This window comes from Phyllobacterium sp. CL33Tsu (assembly GCF_900113985.1).
Classification (GTDB): Bacteria; Pseudomonadota; Alphaproteobacteria; order Rhizobiales; family Rhizobiaceae; genus Phyllobacterium; species Phyllobacterium pellucidum.
This window is the reverse complement of the sequence record NZ_FORJ01000001.1, coordinates 1,075,519-1,092,801: the sequence shown is the minus strand read 5'-3', so window position 1 is coordinate 1,092,801 and position 17,283 is coordinate 1,075,519. Positions and strand designations below refer to the sequence as shown.

Genomic DNA, 17,283 nt, shown 5'->3' with positions numbered 1-17,283 from the left:
AATCTATGCGGCAAAGCGACAATGAAATCAGGAGGCGTCGATCTCGATCAGCCAAGCGCATTTGGGTATGCGGACGAAGGCCAGCATATCACCGCGAGCAAGGTGGATCACATCGTCGATTTCGACGGTTTCGCCCGCATGCAACGTAGCTTTTGAGCGAAGCAGTAGAAATGTTTCCTTGGCTTCCGCTGTCAGTTCCTGGCGTTCGAGCGGTGTAACACGGGCGGTAAAACGGCCGCGGCGCACCATGACGTTGAGATCGATTACCGTCTCGATGACGTCGGCGCGCGTCGGAATATCACCGGGAAATGGTAGTGCCGGTGAGGTTGAGCCCAGTTTCACGGGCGTGCCGGCGCCAACTTGCAAATTCATGGCGCCGTCAAGCACTGCCAGTACCCTGTCGATGCCGGCAAAGGCGGAGAAGGGGCCGGAATCTGGCACCTTCGCCATGCTGATGCGCCAATCGAAGCTGTCGATTGCAGCCCCTTCCGGCGCTATGGCGATCTCGGTGGTCACGCCGGCGCCATTCTTCCACGGCATGCGCTTGTGGGCGCCGGCGCGCAATATACGCATCAGCCGAGGATACCGGGCAGGTTAAGACCCTTTTCCTTGGCGCATTCGATTGCGATCTCGTAGCCCGCATCGGCGTGGCGCATGACGCCGGTGGCCGGGTCGTTCCAGAGCACGCGGCCGATCCGCTCCGCGGCGTCGTCCGTGCCGTCACAGCAGATCACCATGCCGGAATGCTGCGAATAGCCCATCCCGACACCGCCGCCGTGATGCAACGACACCCAGGTGGCGCCCGACGCGGTGTTGAGGAGCGCATTGAGCAGCGGCCAGTCCGAGACGGCGTCAGAGCCGTCCTTCATCGCTTCCGTCTCGCGGTTCGGCGAAGCGACGGAACCGGAATCGAGGTGATCGCGGCCGATGACGATCGGTGCTTTCAGTTCGCCGTTTCGCACCATTTCGTTGAAGGCAAGGCCGAGACGGTGGCGATCGCCGAGACCGACCCAGCAGATGCGCGCCGGCAGCCCCTGGAAGGCGATGCGATCGCGTGCCATGTCGAGCCAGTTGTGCAAGTGCGTATTGCCTGGCGTCAGTTCCTTCACCTTGGCGTCCGTCTTGTAGATGTCTTCCGGATCACCCGACAGGGCGGCCCAGCGGAACGGACCGATGCCGCGGCAGAAGAGCGGACGGATATAGGCCGGCACGAAGCCGGGGAAAGCAAAGGCGTTTTCAAGGCCTTCATCCTTGGCGACCTGCCGGATATTATTGCCGTAGTCGAGCGTGGGAATGCCCTGGTTCCAGAACGCGAGCATGGCTTCCACATGCACGCGCATGGAGGCCCGCGCGGCCTTTTCTACGGCCTTCGGGTCGCTCTCGCGCTTCTCGCGCCATTCGGCAAGGGTCCAGCCCTTGGGCAGATAACCGTTGATCGGATCGTGCGCCGAGGTCTGGTCGGTCACCATGTCAGGCCGTACGCCGCGACGTACGAGTTCCGGCAGAACATCCGCGGCATTGCCGAGAAGACCAACCGATTTGGCTTCGCCGGCCATGGTCCAGCGATCGATCATTTCCAGCGCCTCGTCGAGCGTCTCCGCCTTGGCGTCGACATAGCGGGTGCGTAGGCGGAAATCGATCGAATCCGGATTGCATTCGACGGCGAGGCAGCAGGCGCCGGCCATGACTGCGGCGAGCGGTTGTGCGCCGCCCATGCCGCCAAGGCCACCCGTGAGGATCCATTTGCCCTTGAGGTTGCCGTCATAATGCTGCCGGCCGGCCTCGACGAAGGTTTCATAGGTCCCCTGCACGATGCCCTGCGTGCCAATGTAGATCCACGAACCCGCGGTCATCTGCCCGTACATGGCGAGACCCTTCTTGTCGAGTTCGTTGAAATGATCCCAGGTCGCCCAATGCGGCACCAGATTTGAATTGGCAATAAGAACACGCGGCGCATTGGAGTGCGTCTTGAATACGCCGACGGGCTTGCCGGACTGGACGAGCAGCGTTTCATCCCCGTTGAGGGTCTTCAGCGTCGAAACGATCTTGTCGAAGTCGTCCCAGGTGCGCGCAGCCCGACCAATGCCGCCGTAGACGACGAGTTCGTTGGGGTTCTCGGCAACGTCCGGATCGAGATTGTTCATCAGCATCCGCAGGGGCGCTTCGGTCATCCAGGATTTGGTGTTGAGCTCATTGCCCCGGGGACTGCGGATTTCCCGGATATTGTGCCTCGGATTGTTCATTACTTGCTCCCCAGTTTAATGGCGGTCTGTGCGATGATTTCGAGTATGTCCTTGAGGTGCCTGCGCAACTTCTCGGCCTTGCCTTCGTCGTAGTCGAAGGGTGGCGCTTCGGTCGCAAGGTGCGACGATTGCGTCAGCTCCATCTGGATGGCGTGAATATTGGAGGAGGGCTTGCCATAATGGCGTGTCGTCCAGCCGCCCTTGAAGCGGCCGTTGATTACGGCGTCGTAGCCGCGGGCAGCAAAAGCAATGCGGCCAACCGCAGAGGCAATTTCCGGCGAGCAGCTTGTGCCCTCATTGGTCCCGATGTTGAAATCCGGCAGCTTCCCTGCAAACAGGAACGGGATATGCGAGCGGATGGAATGGCAATCGTAGAGGATGGCTAGCCCATGCGTCTTGCGCACCCGCTGGATTTCGTCGAACAGAGCCTCATGATACGGGCGATGAAACCGTTCGAGTCTCAGCTTCGTATCGGCTGACGTCGGCATTTCGCCGTCGCGCCAGATGGCTTTCCCGTCGAAATCGGTTTCCGGAATGAGCGCCGTGGTGTTCTGGCCTGGATAGAGACTGCCACCCGCAGGATCGCGGTTCGCATCGATGACGTAGCGGTGGAACGTCGCCCTGACGGTCGAGACGCCTGGCAGGAGGCCATCATAGAGCTGGTCCACATGCCAATCGGTGTCGGCGAGACGCTGGCCGTTCTCGTTCAGACGCGACCAGATTTCGGCAGGCACATCCGTGCCTGTGTGCGGAAATCCGAGGATGATCGGCAGCGATCCCTGTTTGACCTCGACAATGCTCATAGACGCGTATCCAGAACTGGGAGAATTTCGGCCGAAATCGCGGCGTTCAGTGCGCCTGAGGCAATAAGCTCGCTTACGGCCTGAAGGTCCGGCGCCATATAGCGGTCGTCGTCAAGTGTCGGCACCGCTAAGCGGATAACGCCGTGGGCGCGGGTGAGTTCCGGGCTCGTCGCGAGCGGACTGCGGAGGTCGATGCCTTGCGCCGCCGTCAGTGCCTCGATGCCGATGATCGAGAACAGATTGTCGGTCATCTGCAGAAGCCGTCGGGCTCCATGGCAGGCCATGGAAACGTGATCTTCCTGGTTGGCCGACGTTGGCGTCGAATCTACCGAAGCCGGATGCGACATCTGCTTGTTTTCTGACATGAGCGCTGCGGAGGTGACCTCCGCGATCATCAATCCGGAATTGAGGCCGGGCTTGCGCGCAAGAAATGCCGGCAGGCCGTAGCTCAAGGCTGGATCGACCAGCAATGCGATACGGCGCTGGGCGATCGCGCCGATTTCGCAGATGGCAAGCGCGATCTGGTCCGCAGCGAACGCCACCGGCTCAGCATGGAAGTTGCCGCCCGAGACGACGGAGCCATCGCTGAGAACCAGCGGGTTGTCGGTGACGGCATTGGCCTCGATTTCGAGCGTGCGTGCGGCCATGCGCAAGAGATCGAGGCACGCCCCGTCAACCTGCGGCTGGCAGCGGATGCAATAGGGGTCCTGCACGCGTTCGTCGCCTTCGATGTGACTTTCGCGGATCGGTGAATTTTCGAGGAGGCGGCGCAGCGCTGCCCCCGTGTCGATCTGGCCGCGATGCCCGCGCAAGGTATGGATATCGGGGTGAAACGGCGCGGACGAGCCCATTGCCGCGTCGGTCGAGAGCGCTCCGGTGATCAAGGCCGACTGGGCAGCCCGGTGAGCACGAAACAAACCTGCAAGAGCGAGCGCGGTGGAAGCCTGCGTGCCGTTGATCAGCGCGAGCCCTTCCTTGGCGGCAAGAACGACCGGCTTTAGCCCGGCCTTCGCAAGCCCATCGCCCGCCGGCATGCGCTCGCCGCCCAAGACGACGTCGCCTTCGCCGATCATGGCCGCGGCCATGTGCGCGAGCGGAGCAAGGTCGCCCGATGCGCCGACAGAGCCCTTTTCCGGAATGACGGGGATGACGCCCTTGTCGAGCATCCCCTCAATCAGGCTGATGAGTTCGGGACGGACGCCGGAGGCGCCGCGGCCGAGCGAGATCAGCTTCAGCGCCATGATCAGGCGCACGATGTTTTCGGGCAGCGCGTTGCCGACGCCGCAGCAATGGGAAAGGATGAGATTGCGTTGCAGGGTCGCCACATCGGCCGCATCGATCTTGATGCTGGCAAGCTTTCCGAAGCCCGTATTGATCCCGTAAACGGGAGCATTGCCCCGCGCAATCTCGGCAATGCGTGCCGCTGCAGCCTCAATCCCGGCCTTGAACGATTGGTCCAGCCGTACGGCCTCGCCCTGCCAATAGATGGTTTCCAATACTGAAATAGGCACGGAGCCGGGATGGAGAACAACAGTCATGGTTACGCTTTCAAGAAGAGCTGGTGAAGCGGGTTGAAGCCAATGCGGTAACAGAGCTCCGCCGGTTGCTCTGCATTCCAGATCGCAATCTCGGCCCGTTTTCCGGGCGCGATCGTGCCGATATCCTTGTGGAGCCCGAGTGCGCGCGCTGCCTCGCGGGTTGCCCCGGCGAGTGATTCCTCGACGGTGAGGCGGAACAGAGTGCACGCCATGTTCATCGTCAAAAGCAAGGAGGTGAGCGGCGACGTGCCGGGATTGCAGTCGGTGGCGACGGCGATACGCACGCCTGCTTCTCGTAAAAGCTTCACGGGCGGGGCCTGTTCCTCGCGCAGGGCGTAGAAGGCGCCGGGTAGGAGCACGGCAACGGTACCGGCTTCGGCCATGGCGTTGGCGCCCTCGGCGTCGAGATATTCAAGATGGTCGGCCGACAGGGCGCCGTAGGATGCCGCAAGCTTTGCGCCACTGAGATTGGACAATTGCTCGGCATGAAGTTTTACTGGCAGGCCAAGGCTTTTGGCCTTGTCGAACACGCGCGCGATCTGTGTCGGCGAAAAGGCGATGCCCTCGCAAAAACCGTCCACCGCATCGACCAGTCCTTCCGCGTGCGCTGCTTCGAGACCCGGCAGGGCGACTTCGGCGATGTAATCGTCCGCGCGCCCCTTGTATTCAAGCGGCACGGCGTGCGCGCCGAGATAGCTCGTCTTGATTCGGACCGGGCGGAGCGTCGCAAGCCTTCGCGCAACGCGCAGCATCTTGAGTTCGGCTTCGATATTCAGGCCGTAACCGGATTTGATCTCGATGGTGGAAATTCCCTCGGCCAGCAGCGTGTCGAGGCGCGGCAGGCTTTGCGCCACCAGTTCATCCTCGCTGAACGCATTGGTTGACTTGACCGACGACACGATGCCGCCACCGGCGCGCGCGATTTCCTCGTAGGTTGCGCCCTCGAGGCGCATTTCGAACTCGCGGGCGCGGTTGCCGCCGAAAACGAGGTGGGTGTGACAATCGACAAGCGCCGGCGTTGCCAGCCTGCCACCGAAATTCTCGATTTCTACATGGTTCCAGTCGGCGGGAACGTCTTTGCCAACCCAGGCGATGCGGTCGTCTTTCACGCCGATTACGCCATCCTCGATCAAGCCGTAAGGCGCGCCGATGTCTTCCAGCGTTGCGATCCGAAGTCCCGAAAGGATTTTTCTCATTGGCGTTGGCCGTGTCCCATTATGGTCTTGCTCATACCATTATTATGTATATACATATTATGTCAATCGGGTGCAGGAGAAGAAATGAGCGAGGCCACGAAATCAGTTTTTGCGCGCAGGGCCCTGACCGCCAATGGCTGGGAAAACAACGTTCTCATCCGCGTGGACGCGAGCGGACGCATCGCGTCGGTGACACCGGAAACCATCGAAGAATCAGATGCTTATACCGTCGACGCGTTGCTCCCCGCGCAAAGCAACCTGCACAGTCACACCTTTCAGCGCGCCATGGCGGGCTTGTCGGAAGCACGCAGCCCCGCCGGACGCGACAGCTTCTGGACGTGGCGCGAAGTCATGTATCGCTTTCTCGATATTCTCGATCCTGAGGACATTGAGGCGATTGCCGCCTTCGCTTTCGTCGAAATGCTGGAGTCCGGTTATTCCAGCGTCGCCGAGTTTCATTATTTGCACCATCAGCCCGGCGGCGCGACTTATGCAAAGCTCGGGGAATTGTCGGAACGCATCGCCGCCGCCGCCAGCGCAACTGGCATCGGGCTGACGATTTTACCCGTCGCCTATATGCAGGGCGGCGTCGACGGCCGTGCGCTCGCTGGCGGTCAGCTTCGGTTCGGAAACAAGCTCGACCGCTATGTGCGGCTGGCTGAAGAGGCAAAGAAAGCTGCGGCCAGTGTCAGCCCCGATGCCGGCTTCGGTGTCGCGCCCCATTCCATCCGCGCAGTAAATGAACGCGACTTAAAGGCGCTGGAACAGCATTTTCCGGGCGTTCCCTTCCATATCCATATTGCCGAGCAGATTCCGGAACTTCAGGAAGTCGAGTCCGCCTATGGCCAGCGCTCGATGAGCTGGTTGCTCGATCATCTGCCCGTCGCTGAGCGCTGGTGCCTCATCCATTCGACCCACATGAATGAGGATGAGACGCTGCGCGTCGCGGCGAGCGGCGCGGTTGTCGGCCTGTGTCCGATCACCGAAGCAAATCTTGGCGACGGCATCTTCAACGGCGTCCAATATCTCAACGCTGGCGGACGGTTCGGCACCGGATCCGATTCCAATATTCGTATTGCGCCTTCCGAGGAGTTGCGCCAGCTCGAATACAGCCAGCGTCTGCGCGACGTTTCGCGCGTCATGCTTTCGCGCGACGGAAAATCCTGCGGCCGCACGCTTTTCGACGCCGCGTTGCTGGGCGGAGCTCAGGCACTCGGGCGCGCGAGTGGCAGCCTTGAAGCCGGCAAATGGGCGGATATGATTGCCCTTGATGTTGATAACACAGCGGTTTTAGGCCTTGCCGGCGACAGGCTGCTTGACGGCTGGATATTTGCCGGCGACAGAGATGCGGTAAGCGACGTCTGGTCGGCCGGACGCCATGTCGTGCGCGAAGGCAGGCATCGCGATCGCGCTTCGATATTCAAGTCCTACAAGGCGCGCCTTGCGTCGATTCTGGAGAGAGTGTGACGGCAACCGCGCGCAAATCGTTCCATGCGATCAAGGCTGAGATGGCGCGCCGCATTGCCGAGCGCGTCTGGGCGCCCGGCGCGCTGATACCCGGCGAGGAGGTGCTTGCAGTCGAGTTTGGCTGCGCCCGTGCCACCGTAAACCGGGCGCTGCAGGAGCTTGCGCGCGGCGGCGTTCTGGTGCGCAAGCGCAAGGCCGGCACGCGTGTTGCGCTGCATCCGATGCGTGAGGCACGTTTCGTCATCCCCATCGTGCGCCAGGAGATCGAGAACAAGGGCGGCGCCTATCAATTTCGCCTCGTTTCCAATGTCGTGGAAAAGCCGCCGGCATGCGTGACGAAGCGCCTTGGCATCACCAAGGCCAAGGATATGCTGCATGTGCGCTGTCTGCACCTTTCCGATGAAAAGCCCTACCAGTATGAAGACCGCTGGATCAATCTGGACGCAGTGCCGGCCATTCGCCACGAGACTTTCGAGACCGTCAGCCCGAACGAATGGCTTGTCACTCACTCACCGTTTTCGCAGGCTGAAATCGTGTTCCATGCGGGCCTCGCCGACCCGGACGAAGCCGACATGCTCGATCTTGTCGTGAACGATCCCGTCTTCGTCATCGAGCGCCTGACCTACCTTCCGCAAAAGCCAATTACCTTCGTTCGCATGATCCATCCCGGCTCGCACCGCATGGTGACAAAGCTCTGATCGGCCCCGCCGCGTCGCTGGAATGCAAATGATCATTGGCGTTTGGCCCCAACTGCACTATTTGAGTCCCCAAGGAACGACAGGGATGGAATTTTAAATGGCAGGCGTGACGAAAGATCAGGTTCTCGAACAGCTGAAGACAGTGACGGGCCCCGATTTCAACAGCAACATCGTCGAGCTCGGCCTCGTTTCGGATATCTTCATTGCCGACAACAAGGTGTTTTTCTCGATCACCGTGCCTGCCGCCCGCGCCCAGGAACTGGAACCGCTGCGGTCCGCCGCCGAGCGCGTCGTGAAGGCGTTGCCCGGCGTTGCCGGTGCAGTCGTCGCCTTGACCGCCGAAAAGAAAGGCGGACCGACCAGTGATGACGCACCGCGAGCAACGCCGTCACCCCGTCCCGTGCAACGTTCCGCACCTGCCGGGGCCACGCCGCCGCCGCGCGTTCCCGCGCAAGGCTCACAGCCGCACACGCATGGAGCCGCGCCGGTGAAGGCCGGCGTGCCCGGCGTTGGCGCGATCATCGCTGTTGCCTCCGGCAAGGGCGGCGTCGGCAAGTCGACCACGGCAGTCAATCTCGCACTCGGCCTCAGCGCCAATGGCCATCGTGTCGGCATTCTCGATGCTGATATTTACGGGCCGTCCATGCCGCGCCTCCTCAATCTGCATGGCAGGCCGCAGGTGGTTTCAGGCCGGGTGCTGAAGCCGATGCAAGGCTATGGGCTCAAGGTCATGTCGATCGGCTTTCTCGTCGAGGAGGAAACGCCGATGATCTGGCGCGGGCCGATGGTGATGTCGGCGCTGACGCAGATGCTGCGCGAGGTGGAGTGGGGCGATCTCGATGTGTTGGTCGTCGATATGCCGCCGGGCACTGGCGACGCGCAATTGACCATGGCTCAGCAGGTGCCGCTTGCCGGCGCCGTCATCGTCTCGACGCCGCAGGATCTGGCGCTGATCGATGCGCGCAAGGGCCTCAACATGTTCAAGAAGGTCGACGTGCCGCTTCTCGGCATCGTCGAGAACATGAGCTATTTCATCGCTCCGGATACCGGAGCGCGCTACGATATTTTCGGCCATGGCGGCGCGCGCAAGGAGGCCGAACGCCTCGGCGTGCCCTTCCTCGGCGAAGTGCCGCTCGTTATGGAAATCCGTGAAACATCCGACAGCGGAAGGCCGGTTGTCGTCAGCAACCCCGATGGTCCGCAGGCCAAGGCCTATCGCGAGATCGCGGCGAAGGTCTGGGACGAGTTGCAATCGGCCAAGGGCGGACGCACCGCCCCGTCGATCGTGTTCGAGTAGGTCGGTTTCCTTGAAGGTGCATTTAAGTCCGCTCGGTATTTGCGGACTTTGGCACGGGGATACCGACCCCCGCCCGTTGGTCTCTACAGATTAACCGCTCAGACGCTGCCGACTCCAGCCGAGGCGTAGGGCCGCGTGAAGGGGCCGATGAGACCCGTCCACACCTGTTCATCACTCGATCGTCTCCACCGTCGATTCCCGGGCCTTTACCCTTGCCTTGGCCGTTGCGCCAATGCTGCGCGCATCCATGAACGTCTGGATTTGATCGAAGCTGACATAGCCGGCGCCAGCCGTGTCGATTTCGGCGAAATGATCGGCGATGAAGCCCCAATTGGCGTCTTTTGCCTGCTGCCTGGTCAGTCGCGGGGAAGAGCCCGCCGCGGCTTTGAAGCGTTGCATAAGCCGCTGGTCGAGTTCATGCTGAATGCCGCTCTCGGTCAAGGGCGCGCGCGCCGTGCCGGATGGATCTGCCGGCGGCTTGCGCAGATCGTCATAGGCCTGGGCAGGCGATGCAAGCATGAGCGCTGCCAGAAGTGATGTCGATATGATGATGCGGTTCATGGCTCGCTGCTCCTAGTTCGAGGCAATGGCTGGCGGCAGGCTGTAGCGGGGGTCGTCGAAAAACTTGTCGATCTCCGCCTTCAAGGGCGCGCGGGACACCTCGGTGTTATAGGTCATGTGGCCGCCTTCGAACCACTTGACCGGCACTCGGTCCGCCATTCCCGCATTCTTCAAATCAAGCTCGGTCTGGAATCCCGGGGTCGCGATGTCCTCGTAGCCATGGAGGATCAACAACTTTAACTCCGGGTTTAGAGTAAGGGACTCATGGAGGTCAGGGATGCTGGAGGGGCTCAAGGCACCCACCGAACCCCGGTGTGGCCAATTCCAACTATATATGGCGTAGCAACAATCGCTGTAGTCTGAACCGTTCTCGTAGTTCACCGATTGTTTCATGTAGCTTTTGAACTGGTTGACGAAGGCGTCATCGATGTAGTTGTCGGGATTGTAGGGCGCGTTAGACGGAAGTTTCATGCGCGCGTCGTATCGTCCCAGCTTGTAGCCCGGTATGAGACTGTATTGCACCCATCCCGGGTCGATGTTGGGGTCATCCACCCACAGAGCATCTGGGATACCGGTTTTTGCCTGCAATTCTGCGATGAGGTCCTTACCGGGTTGCGTGGCGACGAATGTCTTCCAGGGAACCAGGGGACTTCCAGCGGGCAAGGATAAGGGGTGTTCCTTGAGCAACGGAAGGTATTTCTCCGTGACAAAGGTCCGCATCGTTTGAAGATAACTTTCAGCTGATGCATTCCCCCGAGCCGTGGCGAGCTTATGATAGTCGCCGACCATCCCATAAGTCGGCAAATATCCGGCGCAACTGATCTTTTCATCCATATCACAGTTGGATGTGTAGTCGAGGATCGGTGAATTCAGAATCAAGCCCGAAAGGACAATGCTCTGTTTGCCGGAGGATTCCGGCAAAAATCGCGTCGTGCCCTCATTGAGCAGAAGATCGGCGACAATCGGCGTACGGATGCCGCCGTAGGACTCGCCGTAGAGATATTTGGGCGATGTCTGCCTGTTGTTGACATTGTTGTATCGGATGATGAAATCGCGAACCAGGCCCGCATCCCAGTCGGTGCCCCAGAAGTTCGCGTTTATATATGGTGCGACAGCCGTCGAATAGCCTGTGCCTGCAGGATCAACGAAGACAATGTCCGTCTTGTCGAGAAGCGTGATTGCGTTCTCTTCCAACGGCAGGGTTGATGGTGGCTCCTTGTAGAACTCTTCCGGAATCGACGGAGCATCCGATTTCAGCCGCACCGGCGCCCAGGAGCCCATATGGAGCCAGATGGAAGCGGACCCCGGTCCACCATTCCATAAAAATGTGACGGGCCGCTTGTCCTTCGGAAGCCCGTCGCGCGTATAGGCGGTATAGAAGATCGCGGCTTGCGCCTCTTGCTTGCCGGGAGCAAGGCCCTTGGGCCCGTAGGCGATAAGGTGACCGGCCCGGGCGGTAAACGGGACCGTCTTGCCGCCGATTGTCATCGAACTACGCTTGACCGAGGTGGTCTCGTCCACCTGGGATGCCAAGATCGTCCCCCCAATTCCCGTATCATAGATGTTGGGATCATTGAGCATTCGGTCCTGCGGCGCGAGAAGGGCAAAGGCCTTCTCTTCCAGCCCGGCATCGGCAAGGAGCGTTCCGGCCTCGACGATGAGACCGACGGCGGTGAGCGTGTCTGCGGCTTTTTCGAACTGGCCCTCCTTCTGAAGTGCTGCCGCCTCGCGTTTAGCCCGTTCAGTCAGATTTTCAGTAATGGGCGCGGCCGGCTCTACTACGGCTATGGTTGTGCCGCCTTCCCCGTGAGAGGGTACGTTTGCTGCGGCGTTAGCCGAGGTAGGATTATTGAAGGTGCTTGCACCATCTGGCTGTGGTGCCGAAGAATCCGAACCATCGCAAGCGGTCAGCAACAGCAGGGTGGCGAGAGCGCAATTTCTCAAATTCATTCTGGTTAAATCCTTATCTTAAGATGAAGGCGTCTTCTCGGGTCGATAGAGTAGAGATATGCCGAGGGTGCATTCTGCTTGCTGCCAACCTATAGCTGGCAAGCAGACACGCGTAGGGACGCGCTGCAGCCCCGTCCCACTTCCTATTGAGAAGAGAGGGCTGGCGGCAGGCTATAGCGGGGATCGTCGAAAAATTTGTCGAGTTCGGCCTTCATCGGCGCGCGCGCCTCTTCGGCCAGGTAAATCATGTGCCCGCCCTCGAACCATTTGACCGGAATCCGGCCGCCGAGCGCGGCTTTCTTCAGATCGAGTTCAGTCTGAAAGCCAGGCGCCACAAGATCCTCGTAGCCATGCAGGATGAGCAGCTTGAGATTCGGGGAGAGCCTCAGAGCCTCATTGAGATCGAGAGTGGTCGCAGGACGCGAACTGGTCGACCTATATTCCCGTGCGCTTCGGATATCGCAGCAAGCCTTATAGCCTGAGCTGCTTTGATAGTTCACCGACTTTTTCATATAGGTCGTGAACTCGTTGCTGAACGCAAGATCGACATATTTGTCGGGATCGTAGGCATATTTCGTGGGAACCGTCAGGCGAGCATCGAATAGGCTCAGGCGCTTGCCTGGCACAAGGTCATCCCGCACATTTGTGGAGTTCACGAAGCCCTTATCATTCCATTCACTCCCTGCGTACCCGGTTTTCGCCTTCAGTTGATTGACGAGGTCTTGGCCGGGAGCAGTCGCGACCCAGGTCCACCACGGTACGACGTCACTTCCTTCTGGGGCCTTTTGCGGATGTGCTTCATGGGCCGGCAGGTAAGTATCCGTAACGAACTTCCGTATCGATTCGAAATACTGCTCCCGCGTTGCGGTGCCGCGTCCAGCGCCAAGCTTGTGATAATCGCCAACCATTGCGAAGGATGGGAGGTAGCCGGCGCAGTTCGCGTAGGTACCGTCATAAATGTCACAGCGCTCTACCGGATCGAGGTTTGGCGAACCGAGGACGAGACCCGACAATGCAATGGCTGGCTTGCCCGACTTGTCCGGTGTGAAACGGCCGGTACCTGCATTGAGGAGCAGGTTTGCAACCCTTGAGGCGCTTGTTGAACCAGAGGATTCGCCAAGAAGGTATTTTGGCGAACTCTGGCGATTGTTCACATTGTTGTAGCGAATTATAAAATCGCGGATGACGACGCTTGATGTGTCCGCTGGCGCGAAGTTCTTATTGGTGAATGGCGCGATGGCAGTTGAATAGCCCATGCCCACTGGATCGATGAAGACGAGATCCGTCTTGTCGAGAAGTGTAAGACTGTTTTCCTCAAGCGGAAATGTCGTCGGCGGCTTCTTGTAAAATGCCTCGGGTATGGGTGCGTCCACTTTCAGCCGGTTAGGCCCCCACGAGGCCATGTGCAGCCAAAGGGAAGAGGCCCCGCTATCCCATACAAAGGTGACGGGGCGGTTGCCCTTCGGCAGGCCGTCACGGGTATAGGCTGTATAAAAGATTGCGGCCTGGGCATCTTGCTGCCTGGAGGTTGGATCTTCGGGCGCGTAGGCAATCAGATGGCCGGCGCGTGCGGTAAACGGTACCCTCTTAGAGCCCAGCTTCAGGGAACTGCGCTTGACTGAAGTGGTCTCGTCGACCTGCCATCGCATGATCAAGCCGTCGGGACCCATGTCGTAGCTGGTAATATCATTGACGCTGCGATCCTCGGGGACCAGGAGATCAAAAGCTTTTTCTTCAAGGCCTGCATCCGCGAGAAGGGCTCCGGCCTCATCCAGGAGACCCGCTGCGGACAGTTTACCTGCCGCATCTTCGAACCTGCCATTAGCCTTGAGGGCGGCCGCCTCGCGCCGCGCCGCAGCCAGTGCGTCCTCGGTGATCGCAACGGTCGTCGTCTCCGGATTAGGTGCAACAATTGCCGGGGCACCCCCACTGCCATCACCGGTCGCAACGGTTGTTTCGGACCCTGCAAAAGTGCTCGACGCCGATGGAGCCTCGGCGGTGTTCGAATCGTCGCACGCCGCAAGTGCAACAAGCAGGGCCAGTAATGAATATCTAAAATTCATTGTCGCTAAATCCTTGGTTAAAAATGCCAACGTTTCAAAACAAGGACCGCCGCGTCAATTGGCCTAAAGTTTAATCAGGGTTGGTTATGCCCGAAAAATTTGCAGGGCCCTTTCGTGGCAAGGCCTCCGATGTAAACAATGAGATCATTAGAGGAGCAAATGCCCAGGCTCGTTGCCGCCAAATGTACTCAGCCCTTCACGCGCTTCGCGTGCCAGGCAATGTGATCAGCCATGAAGGTTGAGATGAAAAAGTACGAATGGTCATAGCCGTCGCGCATATTGAGCGCCAGCGGAATGCCGGCCTTGGCGCAGGCTTCTTCCAGCAGCCAGGGGCGCAGACCATCGTCAAGAAATCCGTCTGCCTTGCCTTGGTCGACCAGTAACTCCGCCACGCGCGCGCCATCCTCAATGAGCGCAACGCTGTCATAGGCCCGCCACTCAGCTTCGTCTGGCCCGAGATATTTCTCGAAGGCCGGGCGTGACCAGCCGGCGACCATGGGCCGCGCGATCGGCGCGAACGCTGAAACGGATTTGAAACGTCCCTTGTGCTTCAGGGCTTGCGTGATCGCGCCATGGCCGCCCATGGAATGACCGAATATGCCCTGGCGCTCCATATCCACGGGGAAGTTGGCCGCGACCAGCAACGGAAGTTCGTCGCCGATATAGCTGGCCATCCGATAGTTGGTCGACCAGGGCGCCTGCGTGGCGTCGAGATAAAAGCCGGCGCCGCTGCCGAATTGCCAGTTGTCTTTTTCGTCCCGCACATTCTCGCCGCGCGGGCTCGTATCCGGGCAGATGATGGCAACGCCGTGTTCGGCTGCGGCGCGGCGATATTCGCCCTTGTCCATGACGTTCTGATGCGTGCAGGTAAGCCCCGAGAGGTACCAGAGGAGCGGAACCGGACCGTCCTTCGCCTGCGGCGGCAGGAATACGGCAAAGGTCATGTCGCATTGGCAGGCTTCGCTGCGATGGCGATAGACGCCCTGAATTCCCTCGAAGCTCCTGGCGGTCGATAGCGTTTCCATGGGTGATCCCGATTTATTGCGGTTGGCCGAGCGCGACGGCGACATTCACCGCGGCTGCGACCAGCACCGTATTGAAGAAGAACGAAACGATGGCGTGGACGAGATTGATCCGGCGCATCTGCGAACTGGTAATCGCGGTGTCGGACGTCTGCGCCGTCATGCCGATAATATAGGAGAAGTAGACGAATTCGATGCCGCCGGGCTCCTTGTCGCCCGGAAAGTCGAGACCGCCGGCGTGGTGGCGCGGCTTGTCCTTCACGCCGTCGGCGTCTTCGTCCGGCTGCCAGTACATATGGGCATAGTGGATCGCCGTCATCATGTGGATCGTCAGCCAGCCGAGTGGGACTGCGAAAAGCGTCAGCGTCAAGTCGAGCGGGTGCTTGTCCTGACCGGAATTGATCAGCGCAAACAGCGAGCCGACGGCGACGAGCACAGTGCAAAAAGTGACAGCGAAGATGATGCCCACAGGCTCGTCCGATTTGGCCGCATTGTTGCGAAGGTAGTCGGGCGTGAGCCTGTGAACCTTGAATGCCGACAAGAGCAGGTAGATGACGAAAAACGCATTGGCGGCAACGACAGCGGCAATGCGCGACGAAAGCAAAAACACCGCAACTGCGAATACGGCGATCCCGACGACGGCGGCGATGTAAAAGGGATTATGGCGTTTCCACATGTGGGGCCTTTGTCGAACGACAGCTAGTCTGTTGCGACCGCAGCAGGGCGCTGCATGTCGATATGCGGAATGTCGTCCTCGAGATATTCCTCCGACACCGGCACGAAACCGAAGGATTCGTAGAAACCCTTGAGGTGGCTCTGCGCCGAAAGATTGATCGGGCGTTCGGCATAAAGCCGCTCGCATTGGGCAATGGCCTCGACCATCAGCCGCTCGCCAAGACGCTTGCCGCGATGGTCCGGAGAGACGACGACGCGGCCGATCCGGGCAGCGGGCTCGTCCTTTTCCGGCTTGCGGATGCGGGCGCTGCCGACGAGCGTCTTGCCATCCATCAGGCGCAGGTGCAGCGCGTCGACATCCTTGCCGTCGAGCTCGGGGTAGGGACATTTCTGCTCGACGACGAAGACGTCGACCCGCATCTTGAGCATATCATAGAGTTCGCGCGGGCTGAGTTCGTCCAGCCCGCTGAGGATTACTTTATACGGACCGGGTTCCATCAGAAAGTGACGACCGAACGGATCGACTTGCCCTCATGCATGAGATCGAATGCGGTATTGATTTCGTCGAGCGGCATTGTGTGAGTGATCAACGAGTCGATATCGATCTTGCCCTCCATGTACCAGTCGACGATCTTCGGCACATCTGTGCGCCCGCGCGCACCGCCGAAGGCCGTGCCGCGCCAGTTGCGCCCGGTGACGAGCTGGAACGGCCGCGTCGAAATTTCCTTGCCGGCCTCGGCAACGCCGATGACGATGCTGGTGCCCCAGCCCCGATGGCAGCATTCGAGCGCCTGGCGCATGACATTGGTGTTGCCGGTGGCGTCGAAGGAAAAATCGGCGCCGCCGTCGGTCAATTCCTGGATTGCCTGCACGACTTTGTCATTGCCCACTTCGTTCGGATTGACGAAATCGGTCATGCCGAATTTCTTCGCCATCGCCACCTTACCGGGATTGATGTCGACACCGATGATCTTGTCGGCGCCTACCATGCGTGCGCCCTGGATGACATTAAGGCCGATGCCGCCGAGTCCGAAGACGACGACGTTCGCGCCGGGCCACACCTTGCCCGTATAAATAACCGCGCCGATCCCGGTGGTGACGCCGCAGCCGATGTAGCAGATCTTGTCGAATGGCGCATCCTCGCGCACCCGGGCAAGGGCGATTTCGGGTAGCACGGTGAAGTTGGAGAAAGTCGAGCAGCCCATATAGTGGAAGACCTCACCGCCCTCGCAGGAAAAGCGGCTGGTGCCGTCGGGCATGACGCCTTGCCCCTGCGTCGAGCGGATGGCTGTGCACAGGTTCGAACGCTGCGAAAGGCACGTCTTGCACTGGCGGCATTCGGGCGTGTAGAGCGGAATGACATGGTCGCCGACCTTCAGCGAGGTCACGCCCGCGCCAATCTCGCGCACGATGCCTGCGCCTTCATGCCCGAGAATCGCCGGGAACTTCCCTTCGGAATCCAGCCCTGAAAGCGTATAGGCATCGGTGTGGCAGACCCCGGTCGCCATGATCTCGACGAGGACTTCACCGGGCTTGGGGCCGCTGATCTCGATCGTTTCGATGGTGAGCGGCTTTTTGGCCTCCCAGGCGACGGCGGCGCGCGATTTCATGAAATTCTCCCTGATGCGTCTTGATCAGCAATGTGATTTGCTTTGGCGCACTATCGGGAAGGGGCACAGGGTCGTCAATCCGGGCCGCGACATTTCTCGTCGTCAGGTGGCGCGTCGTATCATCCCTCTGGACTCCCTGATACCAAGCCTGCCAAAAGGT

15 protein-coding genes are annotated in these 17,283 nt (G+C 60.1%); 3 read left to right on the top strand and 12 right to left on the bottom strand.

Annotation, left to right across the window (positions count from 1 at the left end):
* Nucleotides 1-27 precede the first annotated feature (27 nt).
* From BM074_RS05385 to hutI, 5 genes are read right to left on the bottom strand one after another with little or no spacing between them, the layout of a single operon-like run.
* The gene (locus tag BM074_RS05385) at nucleotides 28-573 is read right to left on the bottom strand and encodes a HutD/Ves family protein (protein ID WP_091920283.1); all 546 of its coding nucleotides are present in this window, start codon (nucleotides 571-573) and stop codon (nucleotides 28-30) included.
* A complete protein-coding gene (hutU, locus tag BM074_RS05380; protein ID WP_027230607.1) occupies nucleotides 573-2,243 on the bottom strand; it encodes a urocanate hydratase in 1,671 nt (556 codons plus the stop codon). Before hutU ends, BM074_RS05385 begins: the two co-directional genes overlap by 1 nt.
* Nucleotides 2,243-3,046 carry an N-formylglutamate deformylase gene (gene hutG, locus BM074_RS05375; RefSeq protein ID WP_027230606.1) on the bottom strand — a complete coding sequence of 268 codons (804 nt, stop codon included), beginning with the start codon at nucleotides 3,044-3,046 and terminating at the stop codon, nucleotides 2,243-2,245. Before hutG ends, hutU begins: the two co-directional genes overlap by 1 nt.
* The gene (hutH, locus tag BM074_RS05370; protein ID WP_027230605.1) at nucleotides 3,043-4,584 is read right to left on the bottom strand and encodes a histidine ammonia-lyase; all 1,542 of its coding nucleotides are present in this window, start codon (nucleotides 4,582-4,584) and stop codon (nucleotides 3,043-3,045) included. The genes hutG and hutH overlap by 4 nt, the downstream gene beginning before the upstream one ends.
* A gap of 2 nt (nucleotides 4,585-4,586) precedes the next feature.
* Nucleotides 4,587-5,780 carry an imidazolonepropionase gene (hutI, locus tag BM074_RS05365; protein ID WP_027230604.1) on the bottom strand — a complete coding sequence of 398 codons (1,194 nt, stop codon included), beginning with the start codon at nucleotides 5,778-5,780 and terminating at the stop codon, nucleotides 4,587-4,589.
* An 84-nt stretch (nucleotides 5,781-5,864) separates the two neighbouring features.
* Here hutI and BM074_RS05360 point away from each other — a divergent pair, with 84 nt between their 5' ends.
* The 3 genes from BM074_RS05360 (at nucleotide 5,865) to BM074_RS05350 (ending at nucleotide 9,242) form a co-directional block, all read left to right on the top strand.
* A complete protein-coding gene (locus tag BM074_RS05360; protein ID WP_091920273.1) occupies nucleotides 5,865-7,247 on the top strand; it encodes a formimidoylglutamate deiminase in 1,383 nt (460 codons plus the stop codon).
* Nucleotides 7,244-7,945 (top strand): GntR family transcriptional regulator, encoded by a 702-nt coding sequence (locus BM074_RS05355; RefSeq protein ID WP_244532735.1) that lies wholly within the window; start codon nucleotides 7,244-7,246, stop codon nucleotides 7,943-7,945. Before BM074_RS05360 ends, BM074_RS05355 begins: the two co-directional genes overlap by 4 nt.
* Before the next feature lie 97 nt (nucleotides 7,946-8,042).
* Nucleotides 8,043-9,242 carry an Mrp/NBP35 family ATP-binding protein gene (locus BM074_RS05350; protein ID WP_027230601.1) on the top strand — a complete coding sequence of 400 codons (1,200 nt, stop codon included), beginning with the start codon at nucleotides 8,043-8,045 and terminating at the stop codon, nucleotides 9,240-9,242.
* 171 nt (nucleotides 9,243-9,413) lie between these two features.
* Here the strand turns inward: BM074_RS05350 and BM074_RS05345 are convergent, their stop codons facing one another.
* From BM074_RS05345 to BM074_RS05315, 7 genes are all read right to left on the bottom strand, one after another.
* A complete protein-coding gene (locus BM074_RS05345; RefSeq protein WP_091920271.1) occupies nucleotides 9,414-9,803 on the bottom strand; it encodes a hypothetical protein in 390 nt (129 codons plus the stop codon).
* A 12-nt stretch (nucleotides 9,804-9,815) separates the two neighbouring features.
* Nucleotides 9,816-11,753 carry a S10 family serine carboxypeptidase-like protein gene (locus tag BM074_RS05340; RefSeq protein ID WP_210186470.1) on the bottom strand — a complete coding sequence of 646 codons (1,938 nt, stop codon included), beginning with the start codon at nucleotides 11,751-11,753 and terminating at the stop codon, nucleotides 9,816-9,818.
* A 143-nt stretch (nucleotides 11,754-11,896) separates the two neighbouring features.
* Nucleotides 11,897-13,816 (bottom strand): hypothetical protein, encoded by a 1,920-nt coding sequence (locus tag BM074_RS05335; protein ID WP_091920269.1) that lies wholly within the window; start codon nucleotides 13,814-13,816, stop codon nucleotides 11,897-11,899.
* A 188-nt stretch (nucleotides 13,817-14,004) separates the two neighbouring features.
* On the bottom strand, nucleotides 14,005-14,841 hold the full coding sequence (gene fghA, locus BM074_RS05330) for an S-formylglutathione hydrolase (RefSeq protein ID WP_091920267.1): 837 nt from the start codon (nucleotides 14,839-14,841) through the stop codon (nucleotides 14,005-14,007).
* Nucleotides 14,842-14,854: 13 nt separating this feature from the next.
* On the bottom strand, nucleotides 14,855-15,514 hold the full coding sequence (locus tag BM074_RS05325; protein WP_027230599.1) for a DUF1345 domain-containing protein: 660 nt from the start codon (nucleotides 15,512-15,514) through the stop codon (nucleotides 14,855-14,857).
* Nucleotides 15,515-15,537: 23 nt separating this feature from the next.
* On the bottom strand, nucleotides 15,538-16,011 hold the full coding sequence (locus tag BM074_RS05320; protein WP_091920266.1) for a GNAT family N-acetyltransferase: 474 nt from the start codon (nucleotides 16,009-16,011) through the stop codon (nucleotides 15,538-15,540).
* Entirely contained in the window at nucleotides 16,011-17,123 is a 1,113-nt protein-coding gene (locus BM074_RS05315; protein ID WP_027230597.1) for an S-(hydroxymethyl)glutathione dehydrogenase/class III alcohol dehydrogenase, read from the bottom strand. Before BM074_RS05315 ends, BM074_RS05320 begins: the two co-directional genes overlap by 1 nt.
* Between the last annotated feature and the right edge of the window lie 160 nt (nucleotides 17,124-17,283).

Coding starts and splice junctions, on each gene's coding strand:
- BM074_RS05360 (WP_091920273.1), top strand. CDS start 5,865: ATGAGCGAGGCCACGAAATCAGTTTTTGCGCGCAGGGCCCTGACCGCC.
- hutH (WP_027230605.1), bottom strand. CDS start 4,584: ATGACTGTTGTTCTCCATCCCGGCTCCGTGCCTATTTCAGTATTGGAA.
- BM074_RS05340 (WP_210186470.1), bottom strand. CDS start 11,753: ATGAATTTGAGAAATTGCGCTCTCGCCACCCTGCTGTTGCTGACCGCT.
- BM074_RS05385 (WP_091920283.1), bottom strand. CDS start 573: ATGCGTATATTGCGCGCCGGCGCCCACAAGCGCATGCCGTGGAAGAAT.
- hutG (WP_027230606.1), bottom strand. CDS start 3,046: ATGAGCATTGTCGAGGTCAAACAGGGATCGCTGCCGATCATCCTCGGA.
- hutI (WP_027230604.1), bottom strand. CDS start 5,780: ATGAGAAAAATCCTTTCGGGACTTCGGATCGCAACGCTGGAAGACATC.
- BM074_RS05350 (WP_027230601.1), top strand. CDS start 8,043: ATGGCAGGCGTGACGAAAGATCAGGTTCTCGAACAGCTGAAGACAGTG.
- fghA (WP_091920267.1), bottom strand. CDS start 14,841: ATGGAAACGCTATCGACCGCCAGGAGCTTCGAGGGAATTCAGGGCGTC.
- BM074_RS05335 (WP_091920269.1), bottom strand. CDS start 13,816: ATGAATTTTAGATATTCATTACTGGCCCTGCTTGTTGCACTTGCGGCG.
- BM074_RS05325 (WP_027230599.1), bottom strand. CDS start 15,514: ATGTGGAAACGCCATAATCCCTTTTACATCGCCGCCGTCGTCGGGATC.
- BM074_RS05345 (WP_091920271.1), bottom strand. CDS start 9,803: ATGAACCGCATCATCATATCGACATCACTTCTGGCAGCGCTCATGCTT.
- BM074_RS05320 (WP_091920266.1), bottom strand. CDS start 16,011: ATGGAACCCGGTCCGTATAAAGTAATCCTCAGCGGGCTGGACGAACTC.
- BM074_RS05315 (WP_027230597.1), bottom strand. CDS start 17,123: ATGAAATCGCGCGCCGCCGTCGCCTGGGAGGCCAAAAAGCCGCTCACC.
- hutU (WP_027230607.1), bottom strand. CDS start 2,243: ATGAACAATCCGAGGCACAATATCCGGGAAATCCGCAGTCCCCGGGGC.